Raw genomic sequence first — 17,484 nt, 5'->3', positions numbered from 1 at the left:
GGTTATGACCATAACAACACGGAAAATCATGGCTCGCCTCTCGGCGGGCATTCTTGTCTCCTCTGCCGGTGGCCTTGCCAGTGCCGCAGCGGAACCCCTGACCAACGAGGAACTGCAGCTGCGCATCCAGGAGCTGCAGGCGCAGGTGCAGAACCTGGCAGAAGAGGCGCAAGCGGCCCGGCAGCGCCAGGCTGTGGATATAGCGGAAGATCCCGAACCCACGCGTCCTGCGGACGGCGAAACCGAGCTGCAGTTCGGCGGATTCGTCAAGCTCGACAGCGCCGTCAGCGACTACTCCGACGGCGACTCGGCCACGGCGGGTATCGGTGAGGACTTCCTGGTGCCATCCACCATTCCGATCGGGGGAGAGGGCGGGGAGGCCAAGTACCATGCCCATGCCAAGTCGACCCGGCTGTTCGTGAAGACCCGCACCAGGTTCGGTACGGGCCAGGTAAACACCCACCTGGAAATCGACGCCATGGGCAGTGCCCAGGGCGACGAGCGTATCAGTAACTCCTATTCCCAGCGCCTGCGCCACGCCTATGTGGACTGGGATATCGACGGCAGGCGCTCACTGCTGGCGGGGCAGACCTGGTCCACCTTCTTCAATGTGGGGGCCCTGCCGGAGGGCATGGACTTTGTCGGCCCGGTGGGCACCATCTTCGAGCGCCAGCCGCAGCTGCGCTACACCCACAGTATCGGAGACGGCAGCCTGCAGCTGGCGGCAGAGAACCCGGCCACCACACTCTACAACGGCACCGAGAACCCCTACGACGACAACAGTACGCCGGATGTGGTGTTGCGTTATAACAACAACGCCGGTGGATTGAATTACTCGATTGCCTCAATGAGCCGTGAACTGGCCTACGAAAATGCGGTGGGCCAGGAGTCGCGCCGGGGCTACGCCATCAGCCTGTCGGGCAAGTATCCGCTCGGGGCCGACGACATCCGCTTTATGTACAGCTACGGCAACGCCCTCGGGCGGTATATGGGCCTGAACGGCTACCGCGCGGGAATTATCGATGCGGATGGTGATATCGAGCTGATCGACCAGTCCGGCGGTTTTGTTGCGCTGCGGCATTTCTGGAGTGAGCGGTGGCGCTCCAACCTGGTGCTTTCCATGACCAGTGCTGACAATCCCGACTTTGTGGGGGACACCACTGCCTCGGAGTATCGCAGCGCCCACCTGAACCTGCTCTATTCACCGTTGCCCGGAATGACCCTTGGCGGTGAGTACATCTTTGCCAGCAAGCAGGTGGAAAACGCCAGCGGGACCCTGGTCGACGATGAGGGTGACTTGCAAAGGCTGCAATTTTCCGTCAAGTATGGGTTCTGAGGCATAAGCCCCATGTACCCGGAAAGCGATAACAATAAACCTGGAGATCAATCATGAGCTTTGAAAGCGAACAGCATGCAGAGGATTACTGGAAAGAAAACCTGCGCATGATGCTCACCCTGCTGAGTATCTGGTTTGCGGTGTCCTTCGGCTGTGGAATCCTGTTTGTCGATGAGTTGAATGCAATCCGCCTCGGCGGCTTCAAGCTCGGCTTCTGGTTCGCCCAGCAGGGTGCCATTTACGTATTCCTGGCGCTGATCGTTGTCTATGTGGTCAAGATGAACAAGCTCGACCGCAAGTACAACGTGCACGAGGATCACGAGGAACCGGAAGAATTCGAGGAAGCCCTCGAAGAAGAGTTCACACACTAGGAGCGGGTCATGGATATTCAAACTCTCACTTTCATTATCGTGGGGCTGACCTTTGCCGTGTATATCGGCATTGCCATCTGGTCCCGGGCCGGCTCCACCCACGATTTCTACGTCGCCAGCGGCGGTGTCAACCCGGTTGCCAATGGCATGGCCACGGCGGCCGACTGGATGTCAGCGGCTTCGTTTATTTCCATGGCTGGGCTGATCAGCTTTATGGGCTACGACGGTGCCGTCTACCTGATGGGCTGGACCGGTGGCTACGTATTGCTGGCACTGTGTCTGGCTCCGTACCTGCGTAAGTTCGGCAAGTTTACCGTGCCGGCATTTATCGGCGACCGCTACTATTCCAATACCGCGCGAACCGTGGCGGTCATCTGTGCGGTGTTCGTCTGCTTTACCTACGTGGCGGGCCAGATGCGTGGTGTCGGGGTGGTGTTCTCCCGCTTTCTTGAGGTGGACATCACCGTCGGTGTGATCATCGGCATGGCGATCGTGTTCTTCTATGCCGTTCTCGGCGGCATGAAGGGCATCACCTACACCCAGGTGGCCCAGTACTGCGTACTGATCTGTGCCTACCTGGTGCCGGCGATCTTTATCTCCATCATGATGACCGGCCACGTTATTCCCCAGATCGGTTTTGGCGCCGAGCTGAATGACGGCTCGGGGACTTACCTGCTGGATAAGCTCGATGGCCTGTCGACGGAGCTGGGCTTTGCCGAGTACACCTCGGGGACCAAGAGCACCATCGATGTCTTCTTTATCACTGCGGCGCTGATGGTGGGTACTGCCGGGCTGCCGCATGTGATAGTGCGTTTCTTTACGGTTCCCAAGGTGCGCGATGCGCGCAAGTCCGCCGGCTGGGCACTGCTTTTTATCGCCCTGCTGTACACCACCGCGCCGGCCATCGCCACCTTTGCGCGGGTCAATATGATCGACACCATCAATGGTCCGGAAGCGCAGGGTACCGCCTACGAGGAGGCCCCGAGCTGGATCAGTAACTGGGAGAGTACCGGCCTGATCAGCTGGGAGGACAAGAATGGCGATGGCAAGATGTTCTACTCCGGCGATGAGCGCAACGAGATGAACATCGATCGCGACATCATGGTCCTGGCCAACCCGGAAATTGCGGACCTGCCCGCCTGGGTAATTGCGCTGGTGGCCGCCGGTGGTATCGCCGCCGCGCTGTCCACTTCTGCGGGCCTGTTGCTGGTGATCTCCACGTCGATCTCCCACGACCTGCTCAAGCGCAACCTGATGCCCAATATCTCGGACAAACAGGAATTGATGTACGCGCGGATTGCCTCGGGGGTGGCCGTCTGTATTGCCGGCTACCTGGGTATCAATCCACCGGGCTTCGTGGCGCAGGTGGTGGCCTTTGCCTTCGGGCTTGCGGCATCGTCGTTCTTCCCGGCGATTATCCTGGGCATCTTCAGCAAGCGGATGAACAAGGAAGGGGCGATTGCCGGCATGGTTTCCGGTATTAGCTTTACCGCGGCCTATATCATCTACTTCAAGTTCATTAACCCGGCGGGCAATATCCCGGAGAACTGGTGGTTTGGTATCTCACCGGAGGGCATTGGTACCCTGGGTATGCTGTTGAATTTCGCAGTGGCTATCACAGTTGCCCGCTTTACCGCCGATGCACCCAGGGATGTGCAGGCCATGGTTGCGGATATTCGCTTCCCGAAAGGAGCTGGTGCCGCAAGCGCTCATTGATAACGCGCCCGGGTGAGTGGGCCGGTAACCGGCCCACTCAATCCAATCCCACTTCTCTTCACCATCCATGGCGGGCCCGGGATACTTCCGATAAAGGCCCGCTTTTTTGTGTGCCTGCAATACCCGCTGGCCTAGGTGCCGGGTTTCCGCCACTCCATGACCAGCACTTCCTGGTCCTCCCCGGGATAGAGTGTCTTCCCGAGCGGTTGCAGGCCGAGTCTTTCCAGCAGGCGGATGGAAGGCCCGTTATCCGGGTTGACGATGCCTTTTATCACGGCTAGCCCGAGCTTGTTGCGGGCGAGTTCGATTACTGCCCCGGCCGCTTCCTGGGCATACCCCTGGCCACGATACGCTGGCAGGAAGGCGAAGCCGATATCCGGGTGATCGAGCCATTGCCGTTTTACCAGCCCGCACATGCCGATATCCGTGCCGTCGCGCAGCATGACCCGGTACATGCCAAAGCTGTTCTGGCAATAGGAGGGCAGCAGCGTCTCCCGCAGGTATCCGCGAGCCTGGTCGGCGGTACGGATCCCACGGTCGGCGACGTTGCGGATAAAGTCCGGGTCGTTGAGGACGGCGAGGACCGGGGCGGTGTCGTCTCCGGTAAACTCGCTGAGTAACAGCCTGTCAGTCTCGAGAATAACCATGTGGGGCTCCCTTGAAAGGAAGCCATTCTGCACGAGCAGGGGACGCCTGTCAGCGCAGGGTGTGCAGGAACTGCAGGTGGCGCTCGTACTGGGACAGCACATCGGTCAGCAGCTGGTCGCGGGTCCAGCCCATCACGTCGTAATCCTGGCCGCCCTCACGCAGGTGGACCTCGGCCCGGAAGTACTTGTCGGGGGAACCGTCGTCGTGACTGTCGTCTAGCTCCGCGTCCGGGTTGCCGGCATTGGGCTTCAGGTGCGCCTTGGGGTGGATACTATAGAGGAAGTCCAGCTCCTCCCCCTGCATCACCTCCAGCTGCACGACCGCGTTGTCGAGTTCCGAGACCTGCGCGGAGAAACCGTTTTTCTCCATCTGCGTGGCAAAGTCCTGCAGAGCCGGGCGGCCTACCTCGGCGATATATTCGTGCACCTCGCGCAGGGAGGGGAGCTGCACCAGGTTTTTCAGGCGACGCTCCCATGACACCGGGTTCCGGGCGCTGACCGGGGCAACCGGTGCGCTCTGGGCGTCGCGTTTGGCGGTATCGGTGCGCAGAGCCTTGATCAACCCATAAAGGGCCACCAGCAATATCAGCGAGAAGGGCAGGGCGCTGGTGATGGCCGCAGTCTGCAATGAGGCGAGGCCGCCTGCCAGCAGCAGGGCAATGGCGACCACACCGATAATGCCGGCCCAGAAGATCCGCTGCCATACCGGGGTGTCGTCGCGGCCGTGGGATGAGAGCATATTCATTACCAGGGCGCCGGAATCGGCCGAGGTGACGAAAAAGATCACCACCAGGATGATGGCCAGCATCGACAGGAAACCGGACATGGGGAACTGCTCGAGGAACTGGAACAGTGCCAGTGACTGGTCTTTCTGGATCGTGTCGGCCAGCGACTGCAGCCCTTCATCCCGGATCATGCGAATGGCTGAATTGCCGAATACCGTGAGCCAGATGATGGTAATCAGGGTGGGCATCAGCAGGGTGCCGATGGCGAACTCGCGAATGGTGCGCCCGCGCGATATACGGGCAATAAACAGCCCCACAAAGGGCGACCAGGACATACACCAGCCCCAGTAGAAGATGGTCCAGCCACCGATCCAGTCGGTGGGAGCATAGGCGTAGAGATTGAAGGTGCGGTTGACCAGCACTGATAGGTAGCTGCCGACATTCTGGACGAATGCCTGCAGCAGGTAGACGGTGCTGCCCAGGACCAGCACGGTGACCATCAGGATAGCGGCCAGGCCCATATTCAGCTGCGAGAGGCGCTTGATACCGGCATCCAGTCCCACCACCACGGAGATCGTCGCCAGCGCGGTGGTCACCACGATCAGGATGACCTGCACACCTTCCCCGACCGGCACACCGAACAGGTGGTTGAGGCCGGAGTTCATCTGCAGCACGCCGAAGCCCAGGGTAGTGGCCACACCGCAGACAGTACTGACAATCGCAAATATATCGACGGCGTGGCCAATGGGCCCGTGGATACGCTCGCCGATCATGGGGTAGAGGGCCGAGCGGAGTGTCAGGGGCAGGTTATGGCGATAGCTGAAGTAGCCAAGGATCAGTGCCACGCCGGCAAAAATTGCCCAGACGTGCAGGCCCCAGTGGAAAATACTGAGCACCAGTGCCTGCCGCGCCGCCTCGACAGTGCCGGTGTCGGCATCCGGTGGGTTTAGGTAGTGCATCACTGGTTCGGCCACCCCGAAGAACAGCAGGCCGATGCCGATACCGGCGGAAAAAAGCATTGCCAGCCAGGAGGTGAACCCGTATTCCGGCTTGGCGTGTTCGGGCCCCAGCTTGATATCCCCGAGGCGGGAGACGCCCAGTACTACCACGGTGATCAGCAGGATGGCGACAATCAGGACGTAGTACCAGCCCATGTAGTCGACAATGGCGACCTGCATGGCCTTGAAGCGTTCGGTTGCATCATCGGGGAAAAAGACCGCGTAGGCCACCAGCAACAGCAGTATGCCGGTAGAGGTATAGAACACCGGGGGATCGAAGCGGGCCTTGCCCTCATCGGTGGTGCGGAGCTTCATAAACGTCAACCGGATGTGAAACTGTCTGCCAGCCCCCGGGCCGGGGGCCGGACATCATCTTTCCAGCATAGTCCGGGGACGCTCCGTCACGCCCCGTGGCTCCCGCTAGCGCAGGGTATGCAGGAACTGCAGGTGGCGCTCGTATTGCGACACCATGTCAGTCAGCAGCTGATCCCTGGTCCAGCCCATGACATCGTAGTCCTGGCCGCCTTCGTAGAGGTGGACCTCGGCACGGAAATAGGTGTCCGGGGAGCCGTCATCCAGGGTATCGTCCAGCACCTTGTCCGCGTTGGTGGCATCGGGCTTGAGTGTGGCCTTGGGGTGCAGCCCGTAAACGAAGCTGGTTTCTTCACCCTGGTGAACCTCAATCTGCACCCACTCGTTCTCGCCCTCGGTAACCGTGGCCTCGTAACCATTTTTCTTCATCTCTTCCGCGAATTCGTGCAGGGCAGGCTTGCCGGTTTCCCGGATAAACTCGCGCACTTCCTCCAGCGATGGCAGCTGCAAGGCATTTTTCAGGCGACGCTGCCATACCACGGGGTTGCGTGCACTGATCGGGGAGACCGGTGCCGACTGGGTAATGCGCTTGACTGTATCGGTGCGCAGACCGGCAACGAGCCCGTAAATGGCCACCATCAGGATTACCGAGAACGGCAGTGCACTGGCGATTACTGCTGTCTGCAGTGAACCCAGGCCACCGGCGAGCAGCAAGGCGACCGCCACTGCGCCGATCAGGAAACACCAGAAAATCCGTTGCCATACCGGGGTATCGTCACGCCCATGGGAGGAGAGCATATTCACCACCAGCGCGCCGGAATCAGCGGATGTAACGAAAAACACCACGACCATGATCACGGCCACAAAGGAGAACACGCCGGAAAAAGGGAACTGCTCCAGGAACTGGAACAGTGCCACCGACTGGTCCTTTGCAACCACTTCGCCCAGCTGGGTAAGCCCCTCGTCCAGGATCATGTGGATCGCCGAGTTGCCGAAAAAAGTCATCCACAGGAGGGTTACCGCGGCGGGCACCAGCATCGCTCCCACGACAAACTCACGGATCGTGCGACCACGGGAAATCCGCGCAATAAACAGACCCACAAAGGGGGACCAGGACATCCACCAGCCCCAGTAGAGAATAGTCCAGCCGCCGAGCCAGTCGGTGGGGTTGTAGGCGTAGAGGTTGAAGGTCTTGCTCACGATCACCGACAGGTAGCTGCCGAAGTTCTGCACAAAGGCCTGGAGCAGGTAGACGGTGCTGCCCAGCAGCAGCACCATCACCAACAGGATGCCGGCCAGGGTCATGTTCAGCTGCGACAGGCGCTTGATGCCCGCATCCAGGCCCATTACCACCGATATGGTGGCCAGGATGGTGGTCACAATGATAAGAATGACCTGGACGCCGCTGCCCACCGGTATGCCGAAGAGGTGATTCAGGCCGGAATTGATCTGCAGGACGCCGTAGCCAAGTGTTGTGGCCACACCACAGACCGTGCCGACAATGGCAAAAACATCCACCGCGTGGCCGATCGGGCCATGGATGCGTTCACCGATCATCGGGTAGAGAGCGGAGCGCAGCGTGAGCGGCAGGTTATGGCGATAGCTGAAATACGCCAGGATCATGGCCACGATGGCGTAGATGGCCCAGGCGTGGAAACCCCAGTGGAAAAAGGTCAGCACCATGGCTTCGCGAGCTGCCTCAACCGTACCGGTGCCTCCCACCGGGGGGTTCAGGTAGTGCATGACCGGTTCGGCAACGCCGAAGAACAGGAGGCCGATACCCATACCGGCGGAGAAGAGCATCGCGAACCAGGAGCCAAACCCGTAATCGGGCTCGATATGTTCCGGTCCCAGCTTGATTTCCCCGAGCTTGGAGAGGCCGATTACGATCACACTGACCAGGATGATCGCTACCACCATGACGTAATACCAGCTCATGTTGGTGACGATCCATGCCTGGACATCCTTGAACAGGGAGGTCGCATTATCCGGGAAGAAAACCGCATAGGCGACAAGGAGCAGTAGCACGGCGGTGGCAGTGTAGAATACCGGCGGGTCATAATGCCCCTGGGTCCGGGGTTTGTTTTCGGTCATAGTGCGGATACCACCTTACGTTGCCGACACATTGAAAGGTTAAATTTTGCGCCCGCCGCTCTCAGCATAGACAATAAAACTATTTATTAAGGCGCCTTATAAGAAACAAGTCTGACATGTTAAAAGTTTCTAGCAAAATCGCGATTCCGCTCGAGGAAATTGACATGCACGCTGTGCGCTCGCAGGGCGCGGGTGGGCAGAATGTCAACAAGGTGGCCAGTGCCATTCACCTGCGCTTTGATATCCGTGCCTCCTCGCTGTCGGAAGAAGTCAAGGAGCGCCTGCTGAACCTGCAGGACCAGCGCATCACCGCTGATGGGGTCATCGTGATCAAGGCCCAGCGCTTCCGTACCCAGGAGAAAAACCGCGCGGATGCGCTGGAGAGACTGGCGGCGCTGGTCGGGAAAGCGACGCGACGGCGCAAGAAGCGCCTGGCGACCAGGCCGACCCGTGCGTCGAAAGAGCGCCGCCTGAAGCAGAAGACCCGTCGCGGGCAGGTGAAGTCACTGCGCGGGAAAGTAAGTGATCACTGACGGTCGGGGCGACTACATTGATTAACCCGTATAAATGAAACAGGAGCATTCCATGGACACCCGCTACTCCGCCGCCGAACTTCATGAATTCGCCACCCGGCTGTTCCAGGCAGCGGGACTGGCGCAGGAACGCGCCGCGGTAATGGCCAATATCTTCCTGCAGGCAGACCTGCTGGGATTCACTACCCACGGCCTCAACCGGGTGCCGCACAACCTGGATTGGCTGCAGAGCGGTGAATCCCGGGCGAAAGGGGAGCCGGTGGAGCTGTCTGATCGTGGCAACTGCTTCAACTGGGATGCGAATTTCCTGCCGGGTCCCTGGGTGCTCTCACAGGCCGTCGGCCTCGCACTGCAGCGGGTCGAGGAACACGGCGTGGTGACCGCGACCATTCGCCGCAGCCAGCATATTGCCTGCCTGGCAGCCTACCTGCCGCCGGTGATCGAGGCGGGTTGCGTGGCTATTCTCACCTGCTCCACCCCGGCGGAGAATACCGTCTCGCCCCAGGGAGGGCGCGCGCCCCTGTTTTCTGCCAACCCGCTGGCGTTTGCCGCACCTGCCGGGGAGTACCCGCTCCTGTTTGATATCAGTATGTCGGTGACGGCAGGCGGTTACGTGGCCCGCGCCGCGCGCGAGGGCAGGAAGATGCCCCAGGCCTGCCTGAAAGACAGTGAAGGCCGCTTGTCCGATGACCCGGCGGCATTCCAGGATGGTGGCAGCATCCTGCCGGTGGGCGGTGCCGACCACGGTTACAAAGGTGCTGCCCTTAGCGCAATGCTGGAAGTCCTGTCCATGGGGCTGGGTGGTTACGGCCGCGCCGACGAGACTGCCAGTGGTGACGATGAGGCCAACTCGGTGTTCCTGCAGATAATTGATCCGCGTGCCTTCGGGCCGCAGTCCGACTTCTTGCGCCAGACCCGAGCCCTGTGTCACTTGTGGGAAAACAATCCCAGTGACGGGGGCGGGGAGGTTCGGGTGCCGGGCCAGCGTGCCTGGCACGCGCGGACTGAGCAGCTGCGCGATGGGGTATCACTTTACCCGTCGATCATGGAGGATATCCGGCCCTGGGCGGAAAAACTCGGTGTCGCCATACCGGAGCCCATTGCCTGAGGAGCAGGCATGAAAATGATCAGGTCTATTGGTGGAACAGCAATCAACCCTGTCCATCTTGCCCGCTGCCATTGCGGCGCGGTTGAACTGGAATTGCAGTTACCGGATGGGGTCGTGGACCCGCGGCGTTGCGACTGCTCCCTGTGCCGCCGCCGCGGGGCCATCATGGCTTCGGTACCCCTGGCCGCAATCCGCATCCGCAAGGGTGAGGCGGACCTGCGCCTCTACCAGTTCAACACCCACACGGCGAGGCATTATTTCTGTGGCCGTTGTGGCATTTACACCCATCACCAGCGGCGTTCCAGCCCGGGAGAGTATGGTTTTAATGTCGGTTGCCTCGACGGGGTAAACCCGGCGGACCTGGAGGAAGTACCCACCAATGACGGTGTCAACCACCCCGCAGACAGGTAAAGGCTGACTGGATGCATGCGATAGAACGTGTCCTCGACTTTATTGTTGAGATCGAAAAACTGAAAAGCGTTACGCGCAAGACTCGCCCGGTGGGCCTGGAGCGCTACGAGAATTCTGCCGAGCACAGCTGGCACGTCTGCCTGTCTGCACTGATGCTGAAGGATTATGCCGACGATCCGATCGATATCGACCGGGTGATCCGCATGCTGCTGATTCATGACCTGGGTGAGATCGATGCCGGTGACAAGATCATTTATGCCAGTGAAACTGCCGAGCAGAAAAGCCGTGAGGCAGCCGGTGTCCGCCGGCTGCTGGACCTGTTGCCGGAGGGGCGCGGGGACGAATACTTTCGCCTGTGGGAGGAGTTTGAGGAGGGCGCCACCGCCGATGCCCGCTTTGCCCGCGCCGTGGACCGGGTGCCGCCGCTGCTCCACAACCTGCATGGCGGCGGCCACTCCTGGCGCAAGCACCAGGTATCGAAAGAGCGCGTGATGGATTTGAACAGCCGCATCGCCCTGGGCAGCAGGGCGCTCTGGGAGGAGATGGAAAAGCGCCTGCGGGGAGCGGCCGAGGATGGCCTGCTGAAGTAACGGGTTACTGCGGCAGGCTTCCCCGGCAGTTGGGCGTTTACCGGTAGGGCGAGCGGCGCTGGACCTCCTGGTACTCCGCCTCGCGCAATGCCAGTTCGTGTTCCAGGTCCTCGATCTCTATACCCAGTTCGGTATGGCGTTCCTTCAGCCGGGCGATGTCCGCCAGCAGGGTGATGCGCTCCTCGCGGGTAGCCTCGTCACTGATCAGGCGGGCGCTCATGCCGGTGATATCGTCGAGGATATGCTCGCGCTCCTCGGCGCGATCACCGATGGCACCGGCGACGCTGTTGACCGCACTGCGGGCCACATAAATTTCCCTGCCGGCTTCATAGGCGTGCAGGAACAGCCCTTCCAGGTCCGCGGGGCACACACCGTTGTAGTTGCCCCCGGCGCGGCCCAGGCGAAACCCGCGCATTTCTGTACAGTAATGCTCCAGGCCCTCGTTGCGGCCGGCGCGATAGGCACTGGTATCCGGCTGCACCCCGTGTTCCGCACAGGCCTCGCGGCGCCGGCCCAGCTGGGCGACAGGCTGGCCGGCGGCGCCGTCCTCGAACCCGATGCCGTGCCAGTCGGCTACCAGGCATTCCTCTTCACTCATAGTGGCGCAGCCACCGAGCCACAGCGCCAGCAGGCTGGCGAAGGTTATCCGTATCAGTTTGTTCACGATTGCTTCCCGTTCGCGATGATTACTGCGCCTAAGGTACCGCATTCATCCTGTCTGTAGCCTGAAGCCGACACGGAAATCGTGAGACGCATCACAAATTCGGCGAGAAGCAAGAGAGGGCATGCCGCATCCGGCAGTCGATGCATGAGGATTTCCCCGCCCCGGAAGGGATCTTGTTTGAGTACCTCTGTCCCAGTTGATGCCAGTGAGAAAATCGGGGCGCCATAGTCCACGAGAAGACGCCCGAATTGGCGCCAACTGGTACTAGGATTGGATGGCAATACAGAAGAAGCACAAGCGAGAGGATCCGCGGATGAACGAATTCGTCGGTATGACCGCCCTGCAACTACTGGAAGGGTATCGGAACAAGTCATTTTCCCCCGTGGAAGTTACCGGTGCACTGCTGGAGCAGATTGAGCGCTGCAACAGCGCAGTGAACGCCTATAACCTGGTGGACCCGGAGACCACGCTGGAATACGCACGTGCCTCGGAGCAGCGATACCAATCCGGGGCGACCCGGGGGGTGCTCGACGGTGTACCGGTGGCAATCAAGGACGTATTCCTCACACCCATGTGGCCCACCCTGAAGGGCTCGAAAACGGTCAACCCGGAATCCACGCTCAACAAGCAGGCCCCCTGTGTGGCCGCGCTGGACCGCAACGGTTACGTGCCCCTGGGCAAGACCACTACACCGGAATTCGGCTGGAAAGGTGTAACCGATAACCCAATCGACGGCGTTACCCGCAACCCATGGCATACCGACAGGACCGCCGGAGGCTCCAGTGGTGGCAGCTCGGCGGCGGTGGTACTGGGTATGGGGCCGCTGGCACTGGGAACCGATGCTGGCGGCTCGATTCGCATTCCCGCGGGTTTCTGTGGCCATGTGGGCCTGAAACCCAGCTTCGGTGAGGTGCCGCACTGGCCCGCCAGCCCGTTCGGGACCCTCGCCCACGCGGGTCCCATGACCTGGACCGTGGCCGACTGCGCGCTGATGATGAACGTGCTGAGCGAGGCCGATGACCGCGATACCAACGCCATCCCGCGCCGCAATATCGATTACCTGGCGTCGATACAGGGCGAGCCGGAAGAATTGCTCAAGGGCCTCAAGATCGCCTTCAGTGCCACCCTGGGTTATGTGAGCGTGGACCAGGAAGTGGAAGAAAGCGTGCGTGAGGCCGCCCATGTACTGCAGTCACTGGGCGCGCAGGTGGTGGAGGTGGCCCCGGGTTTTGACGATCCCCTGGCCTCGTTCGGTCACCTGTTTTACGGTGGCGCCGCCAATGCCCTGCGCGACCTGGGCAAGCGCCAGCGCGCGCAGATGGATCCGCAGCTGGTGGCGGTATCGGAAAAAGCGGCGCAGCTTTCAATGCTGGATTACCTGGGGGCGGTGAATGAGCGCATGGCATTGTGCGAGCGCATGGTGGCCTTCCACCGCAAGTACGACCTGCTGCTCACCCCGACCCTCCCGATCACCGCCTTCAAGGCCGGGCGCGAGGTGCCAGAGGACTGGCCCAGCACCCGCTGGCCTTCGTGGACGCCCTATACCTATCCCTTCAATATGACGGGCCAGCCGGCGATCTCGGTACCCTGTGGTTTTGCCGGCGACGGCCTGCCGATTGGCTTGCAGCTGGTGGGGCGGCGATTCGAAGACGCCGCGGTGCTGCGCGCCGCGCAGGCCTACCAGCTGGCGCGGCCGCTGACCGACCGCCGCCCGGCATTGTTCCACGAAGGTGCTGAAGCTGGAGTGCAGGTATGAGCCGGCTGGATTTCGATTTCTATGAATCCGAGGATCCGGTCTGGAACCCGGCACTGCTGACCATCCCGGTGCCGGGAATCCGCAAGATGGTGAACCTGGCGTCCACCATGGACGACGTAATCCACCTGTCCATTGGCCAGCCCGATGCGCCGGCGCCGCCCCATGTGATCCAGGCCACGGTGGATGCGCTGGAGGCGGGGCAGACCGGTTACACCATGGATGCGGGCCTGCCGGAACTGCTGGAGGCCCTGGCCGAGTACAATGGCGAGCGCTACGGCAGGGCCATCACGCCGGAGAATATCCTCGTAACCACCGGCGCCACCGAGGCCATCTACCTGGCGCTGACTGCAGTTTCCGCGCCGGGGCGGGAATTTATCGTGCCGGACCCCGCGTTTATGCTGTATGCACCGCTGATCCGCATGAACGGCGGCGAAGTCCGGCATATTCCCACCCGCGCCGAGAACAATCACCAGCTGGACCCGCAGGAGGTGATTGACGCGATCGACACCAACACCCACGCGATTGTGCTCAACTCCCCCAGCAATCCCACTGGCACGGTTTACCCGCGGGAGACGGTGGAGACCATCGTGCAGGAAGCGGCCTACCGGGGCATCTACGTGATCAGTGACGAGGTTTACGATCACCTGGTTTACGACCGCGACTATGCCGGGGTGCTGTCCTGCTGTTCCGACCTCGACCACGTGATGATCATCAGCAGTTTCTCCAAGACATTCAGTATGGCGGGTATGCGTATCGGCTGGTTGATTGCCAGCCAGGGCGCGATCCGCAAATTGCGCCGTTACCATATGTTCACCACCACGGTGGCCAACACCCCGTGCCAGTGGGCCGGGGTGGCCGCATTACGCGGCGACCGCGGTTTTATCAAGGATATAATCAGTACCTACAAGGCGCGCCGGGATCGGCTGGTACAGCTGGTGGAGGAAACCCCGTTCCTGGAGGGGTATGTACCGGACGGGGCCTTCTACCTGTTCCCGGCGCTGCCGGAAGGGGTTAACGGCAATAACGTGGCCCTGCGGCTGTTGCGGGAAACCGGTGTCTGTACCATTGCCGGTGACACTTTTGGCGAGTCCTGTCGCAACGCCCTGCGCATCAGCTATGCCACCTCCATCGACCAGATAGAGCGGGCGTTCGAGCGGATCATTCCGTGGATGGAGAAGCAGGATTTTGGTTGAACCCAGGCTGTAAATTCGCTTTTTTCGATATTCTACCCGGCCGGTTTGGTTGTTCATGCCGGCTGCATGACCCGCCGGCCAACCAGGCCTCCGCTTCGTCTTCCTCATCCAGGTCAAACCCCTTGATATCCAGGCCCGGGAATAGCTTCCCCTCCAGCTCACTGGCAGTCTGTATCCAGTCGGCATCGGTGATTACTGCCGCACGCTCAAAATGTGTCATTGCGCGGAGTAACTCCGGCAGGCGTGAGAACTTGATGACCATGGCCCCGAAGCTTGGCAAATGAAAGTCCCGGATCCGGTACAGCATCCTTCCGTTTTCAAGCTCCCTGGACAGCGCGACGAATTCATCGAGTGCTTTCTCCATTCCTGCGCCGTTCAGGTCGCCCGAGAACTCGATATCGATCCGGTTTGGCCCGGTGCGTTTGATGCTGAGCATTTTTCTCTCCCTTTGTTGGCGGCCGGTCCTGGGTTTCGCAGGCCACACTCGACAATCTGGTACCAATATATTGCCGATGCAGGATCCCTCGATATTGACCTGGATCAACCTGGTTGATGGTTTGCAAACGCCGGTTGGAAACCTGGCAGTACTGCCTTGCAGTGACTTGTTACAGTGCTCCCGTTTTCCCGGACAGCGGCAGGCAGCCATAAAAAAGGGGCGCCCTGCGCCCCTTGTTGTCTCATGTACTACCAGTCTGGCCTGTCAGTTGCTGAACCAGTAGGCATCCAGTTGCATACCACTGGCACCGCGGCGGGAATTCAGGCCGATATGCCAGGTGCCCGCGGCCGGGTTGCTGATGGTGCAGGTCTCGTCGTTGCCACCACCTGCGTCACGGCAGTCGTAGTTCCTGCGGGTCGGCTCGGCCCCGAAGCGCAGGTACAGGTCGGCATTGCCGCTGCCACCGGTTGTTGATACATCCAGGCTGGTGGCGCCGGCCGGCACGTCGATGGTGTAGTACTGCCATCCGTCCGCGGCGACGCTGACGCCAGTGGCGGTGAAGCCGTCGCTGGTGGGCTCTGTGCCGCCGTCGCTGACAGTCACAGCCTGGGTGCTGTTGCCGGTGGCGCCATCATCGTCGGTGACGGTCAGGGTGACCGAGTAGGTACCCGCAGCACTGTAGGTGTAGGTGGGGTTCTGGTCTGAGGACGAGCCTCCGTCACCAAAGTCCCAGCTGTAGCTGACAATGGTGCCGTCGCTGTCAGAGCTGGAATCGGTAAAGGTCACGAACAGGTCGCTGGCACTGAAGCTGAATCCGGCCACCGGCGCCTGGTTGGTGGGGGTGCCACCGCCGCCGACCGCGTCGATCGCCGCGCTCGCATCAATAATCCCCGCACCACAGCCGCCGCTACAGGCCCCGGGCAGGGGACGCGCGGTAGACTTGAGGATGCTCTCCACTTCGGAAGGGGTGAGGCCGCTATCGGTGGCATACATCAGGGCCGCAGCACCGGAAACATGCGGTGCTGCCATCGAGGTGCCCTGGTAATAAACATAGGTCTCGTTACCGGGGCTGGTCTGGCCGTCGTTGAGGGTGGAAGCCACCCCGTGGGTGGAATCGTACTGCAGGTCGCCTCCGGGGGCACTTACATCCACAGTGGAGCCGTAGTTGGAATAGTAAGACCGGGCACCAAAGCGCTCGGTAGCTGCTACGGAAATGACGTTGTCGCAGCTGGCCGGGCGATAACCTGAGGCATCCGCATCGCTGTTGCCGGCACTCACGACAACGGTTGTGCCATTGGCTACCGCGACATCGATAGCCGCCTGGTAGGTGGAGTCACAGGAGCCACTGCCGCCCAGGCTCATATTGATTACCTGCGCCGGGTTGCTGTTCACCGGTACGCCGGACACACTGCCGCCGGAAGCCCAGACAATACCGTCGGCGATATCGGACAGGTAGCCGCCGCATTTGCCCAGTACCCGCACCGGCACTACCTTCGAATCGAAGGCTACACCAGCAACGCCCTTGCCATTGTCTGTAACCGCGGCAACGGTTCCGGCCACGTGGGTCCCGTGCCAGCTGCTGGGCTGGTCCTGCGGCGGGCTCAGGAAACCGCACTCGCTGAAGCTAACCGCATCGCCGGGATCACTGGGATCGGCGTCGCGACCGTCGCCATCGTTGGAGACGAAGGTATCGTCGATAAAGTCGTAGCCCGGCAGGATATTGGCGTCCAGGTCCGAGTGGTAGACATAGCCGGTATCCAGCACCGCGACAGTGGCACCGGTGCCGGTCTGCTTGTCCCAGGCGGCGGGCAGGTTGATGCCGCCGGTGGCCTCATAGTAATGCCATTGAAGATCGTAGTAAGTGTCATTGGGCACGAACTGTGGCTGCATCAGCGCATCTTCCTCAACCGACACCACGTTGGGATCGGCTTCCAGTTTTGCCATCAACTTCTGCAGCTGCCCCGGTGCCATACGCTGGCCGAGTTGGTAAACCTGCCGGTCGCGCAGGGCAAGCCCGCGCACATGGGCCAGGCTGGTATTGGCCCGTGCACCATAGGCTTTGGCCCGGGCGGGCCAGTCACGCTGCGCTGTGTCCTTGTACTGAACGATGATGCGCTGGGGCATATTGGAAAAATCTGTGACGTTACTGCCGGTTACCGCAAGAGTGCCGCTTGAGGCTGCGCCCAGGGTGAGGGCGGCAGTGAGCGCGGCGAGACGAGACCCCTTCAGAATGGATTGCATTCTTATTCTTCTCCCGAATTGGTAAATGGAGTGATTGAAAAGCGCGTGGTGCGGGGTCGCCGCTGGCGATCGCGCCCCCGCGCCCCCAAAACCGGGGTGGTATATGCTCCTGGATACCTCACTTCAGGACACAGTAAATTCGGTTCCGGAAGTTAAAACATTTTCCAATACTGGTGGGTATGCAAGGGAGCTGTCCCGGAAACGAGACCCCGCTCACGGGAGTGTGTCGAAGGAGCTGACAGCTCCCCTGGAGGAATGATGATAGAGCCGGCAGCTGCGGTAGAAGTTGCCCGAAGAGAGATACTGCGTCCGGGAGTATGTGACTGCCGTTTCTCAAGTCCTTTGAGAAACCC

General features: G+C 60.9%; 15 protein-coding genes. 9 read left to right on the top strand and 6 right to left on the bottom strand.

Going from position 1 to position 17,484, the window contains the following annotated elements; translation table 11 throughout:
• Window positions 1-4: 4 nt before the first annotated feature.
• From LVD10_RS14180 to LVD10_RS14170, 3 genes are read left to right on the top strand one after another with little or no spacing between them, the layout of a single operon-like run.
• Window positions 5-1,336, top strand: coding sequence for a DcaP family trimeric outer membrane transporter (locus tag LVD10_RS14180; RefSeq protein ID WP_237064058.1), 1,332 nt, complete (start codon window positions 5-7; stop codon window positions 1,334-1,336).
• A gap of 53 nt (window positions 1,337-1,389) precedes the next feature.
• Entirely contained in the window at window positions 1,390-1,707 is a 318-nt protein-coding gene (locus tag LVD10_RS14175; RefSeq protein WP_233006053.1) for a DUF4212 domain-containing protein, read from the top strand.
• Between the two features lie 9 nt (window positions 1,708-1,716).
• The gene (locus tag LVD10_RS14170) at window positions 1,717-3,423 is read left to right on the top strand and encodes a sodium:solute symporter family protein (RefSeq protein ID WP_237064057.1); all 1,707 of its coding nucleotides are present in this window, start codon (window positions 1,717-1,719) and stop codon (window positions 3,421-3,423) included.
• Window positions 3,424-3,554: 131 nt separating this feature from the next.
• Here LVD10_RS14170 and LVD10_RS14165 read toward each other — a convergent pair whose 3' ends face one another.
• The 3 genes from LVD10_RS14165 to LVD10_RS14155 form a co-directional block, all read right to left on the bottom strand.
• On the bottom strand, window positions 3,555-4,070 hold the full coding sequence (locus LVD10_RS14165) for a GNAT family N-acetyltransferase (RefSeq protein WP_237064056.1): 516 nt from the start codon (window positions 4,068-4,070) through the stop codon (window positions 3,555-3,557).
• Window positions 4,071-4,119: 49 nt separating this feature from the next.
• Window positions 4,120-6,108, bottom strand: a complete 1,989-nt coding sequence (locus tag LVD10_RS14160) for a BCCT family transporter (protein WP_233006050.1) — start codon at window positions 6,106-6,108, stop codon at window positions 4,120-4,122.
• Between the two features lie 105 nt (window positions 6,109-6,213).
• Complete coding sequence (locus LVD10_RS14155) at window positions 6,214-8,199, bottom strand: BCCT family transporter (protein ID WP_233006049.1); 1,986 nt, start codon at window positions 8,197-8,199, stop codon at window positions 6,214-6,216.
• 116 nt (window positions 8,200-8,315) lie between these two features.
• On the opposite strand from LVD10_RS14155, the gene arfB reads away from it, so the two are divergent.
• From arfB to LVD10_RS14135, 4 genes are read left to right on the top strand one after another with little or no spacing between them, the layout of a single operon-like run.
• A complete protein-coding gene (gene arfB, locus LVD10_RS14150) occupies window positions 8,316-8,732 on the top strand; it encodes an alternative ribosome rescue aminoacyl-tRNA hydrolase ArfB (protein WP_237064055.1) in 417 nt (138 codons plus the stop codon).
• Between the two features lie 52 nt (window positions 8,733-8,784).
• A complete protein-coding gene (locus tag LVD10_RS14145; RefSeq protein WP_233006047.1) occupies window positions 8,785-9,840 on the top strand; it encodes an Ldh family oxidoreductase in 1,056 nt (351 codons plus the stop codon).
• Between the two features lie 9 nt (window positions 9,841-9,849).
• Window positions 9,850-10,251, top strand: a complete 402-nt coding sequence (locus LVD10_RS14140) for a GFA family protein (protein ID WP_237064054.1) — start codon at window positions 9,850-9,852, stop codon at window positions 10,249-10,251.
• Window positions 10,252-10,262: 11 nt separating this feature from the next.
• Window positions 10,263-10,841: an HD domain-containing protein gene (locus tag LVD10_RS14135; RefSeq protein WP_233006045.1), complete on the top strand. Its 579-nt coding sequence runs from the start codon at window positions 10,263-10,265 to the stop codon at window positions 10,839-10,841.
• Between the two features lie 37 nt (window positions 10,842-10,878).
• On the opposite strand, the gene LVD10_RS14130 is transcribed toward LVD10_RS14135, so the two are convergent.
• Window positions 10,879-11,505 (bottom strand): DUF2799 domain-containing protein, encoded by a 627-nt coding sequence (locus LVD10_RS14130; protein WP_233006044.1) that lies wholly within the window; start codon window positions 11,503-11,505, stop codon window positions 10,879-10,881.
• Between the two features lie 313 nt (window positions 11,506-11,818).
• Between LVD10_RS14130 and LVD10_RS14125 the strand changes: the two genes are divergently transcribed.
• Window positions 11,819-13,261 (top strand): amidase, encoded by a 1,443-nt coding sequence (locus tag LVD10_RS14125; RefSeq protein ID WP_233006043.1) that lies wholly within the window; start codon window positions 11,819-11,821, stop codon window positions 13,259-13,261.
• Window positions 13,258-14,454, top strand: a complete 1,197-nt coding sequence (locus LVD10_RS14120) for a pyridoxal phosphate-dependent aminotransferase (protein WP_233006042.1) — start codon at window positions 13,258-13,260, stop codon at window positions 14,452-14,454. The genes LVD10_RS14125 and LVD10_RS14120 overlap by 4 nt, the downstream gene beginning before the upstream one ends.
• On the opposite strand, the gene LVD10_RS14115 is transcribed toward LVD10_RS14120, so the two are convergent.
• Together LVD10_RS14115 and LVD10_RS18005 are read right to left on the bottom strand one after the other, a co-directional pair.
• Window positions 14,420-14,890 (bottom strand): SpoIIAA family protein, encoded by a 471-nt coding sequence (locus LVD10_RS14115; protein WP_237064052.1) that lies wholly within the window; start codon window positions 14,888-14,890, stop codon window positions 14,420-14,422. The two genes, LVD10_RS14120 and LVD10_RS14115, sit on opposite strands and share 35 nt — an antisense overlap.
• Window positions 14,891-15,154: 264 nt before the next feature.
• Entirely contained in the window at window positions 15,155-17,131 is a 1,977-nt protein-coding gene (locus LVD10_RS18005) for a S8 family serine peptidase (protein ID WP_305080409.1), read from the bottom strand.
• Between the last annotated feature and the right edge of the window lie 353 nt (window positions 17,132-17,484).

The sequence above is a fragment of the Microbulbifer zhoushanensis genome, assembly GCF_021729055.1.
Classification (GTDB): Bacteria; Pseudomonadota; Gammaproteobacteria; order Pseudomonadales; family Cellvibrionaceae; genus Microbulbifer; species Microbulbifer zhoushanensis.
The sequence above is the reverse complement of the archived record's forward strand: the minus strand, read 5'-3'. Positions and strand labels throughout refer to the sequence as shown.

Coding starts and splice junctions, on each gene's coding strand:
- LVD10_RS14140 (WP_237064054.1), top strand. CDS start 9,850: ATGAAAATGATCAGGTCTATTGGTGGAACAGCAATCAACCCTGTCCAT.
- LVD10_RS14155 (WP_233006049.1), bottom strand. CDS start 8,199: ATGACCGAAAACAAACCCCGGACCCAGGGGCATTATGACCCGCCGGTA.
- arfB (WP_237064055.1), top strand. CDS start 8,316: ATGTTAAAAGTTTCTAGCAAAATCGCGATTCCGCTCGAGGAAATTGAC.
- LVD10_RS14175 (WP_233006053.1), top strand. CDS start 1,390: ATGAGCTTTGAAAGCGAACAGCATGCAGAGGATTACTGGAAAGAAAAC.
- LVD10_RS14170 (WP_237064057.1), top strand. CDS start 1,717: ATGGATATTCAAACTCTCACTTTCATTATCGTGGGGCTGACCTTTGCC.
- LVD10_RS14115 (WP_237064052.1), bottom strand. CDS start 14,890: ATGCTCAGCATCAAACGCACCGGGCCAAACCGGATCGATATCGAGTTC.
- LVD10_RS14165 (WP_237064056.1), bottom strand. CDS start 4,070: ATGGTTATTCTCGAGACTGACAGGCTGTTACTCAGCGAGTTTACCGGA.
- LVD10_RS14145 (WP_233006047.1), top strand. CDS start 8,785: ATGGACACCCGCTACTCCGCCGCCGAACTTCATGAATTCGCCACCCGG.
- LVD10_RS14160 (WP_233006050.1), bottom strand. CDS start 6,108: ATGAAGCTCCGCACCACCGATGAGGGCAAGGCCCGCTTCGATCCCCCG.
- LVD10_RS14120 (WP_233006042.1), top strand. CDS start 13,258: ATGAGCCGGCTGGATTTCGATTTCTATGAATCCGAGGATCCGGTCTGG.
- LVD10_RS14125 (WP_233006043.1), top strand. CDS start 11,819: ATGAACGAATTCGTCGGTATGACCGCCCTGCAACTACTGGAAGGGTAT.
- LVD10_RS18005 (WP_305080409.1), bottom strand. CDS start 17,131: ATGCAATCCATTCTGAAGGGGTCTCGTCTCGCCGCGCTCACTGCCGCC.
- LVD10_RS14135 (WP_233006045.1), top strand. CDS start 10,263: ATGCATGCGATAGAACGTGTCCTCGACTTTATTGTTGAGATCGAAAAA.
- LVD10_RS14180 (WP_237064058.1), top strand. CDS start 5: ATGACCATAACAACACGGAAAATCATGGCTCGCCTCTCGGCGGGCATT.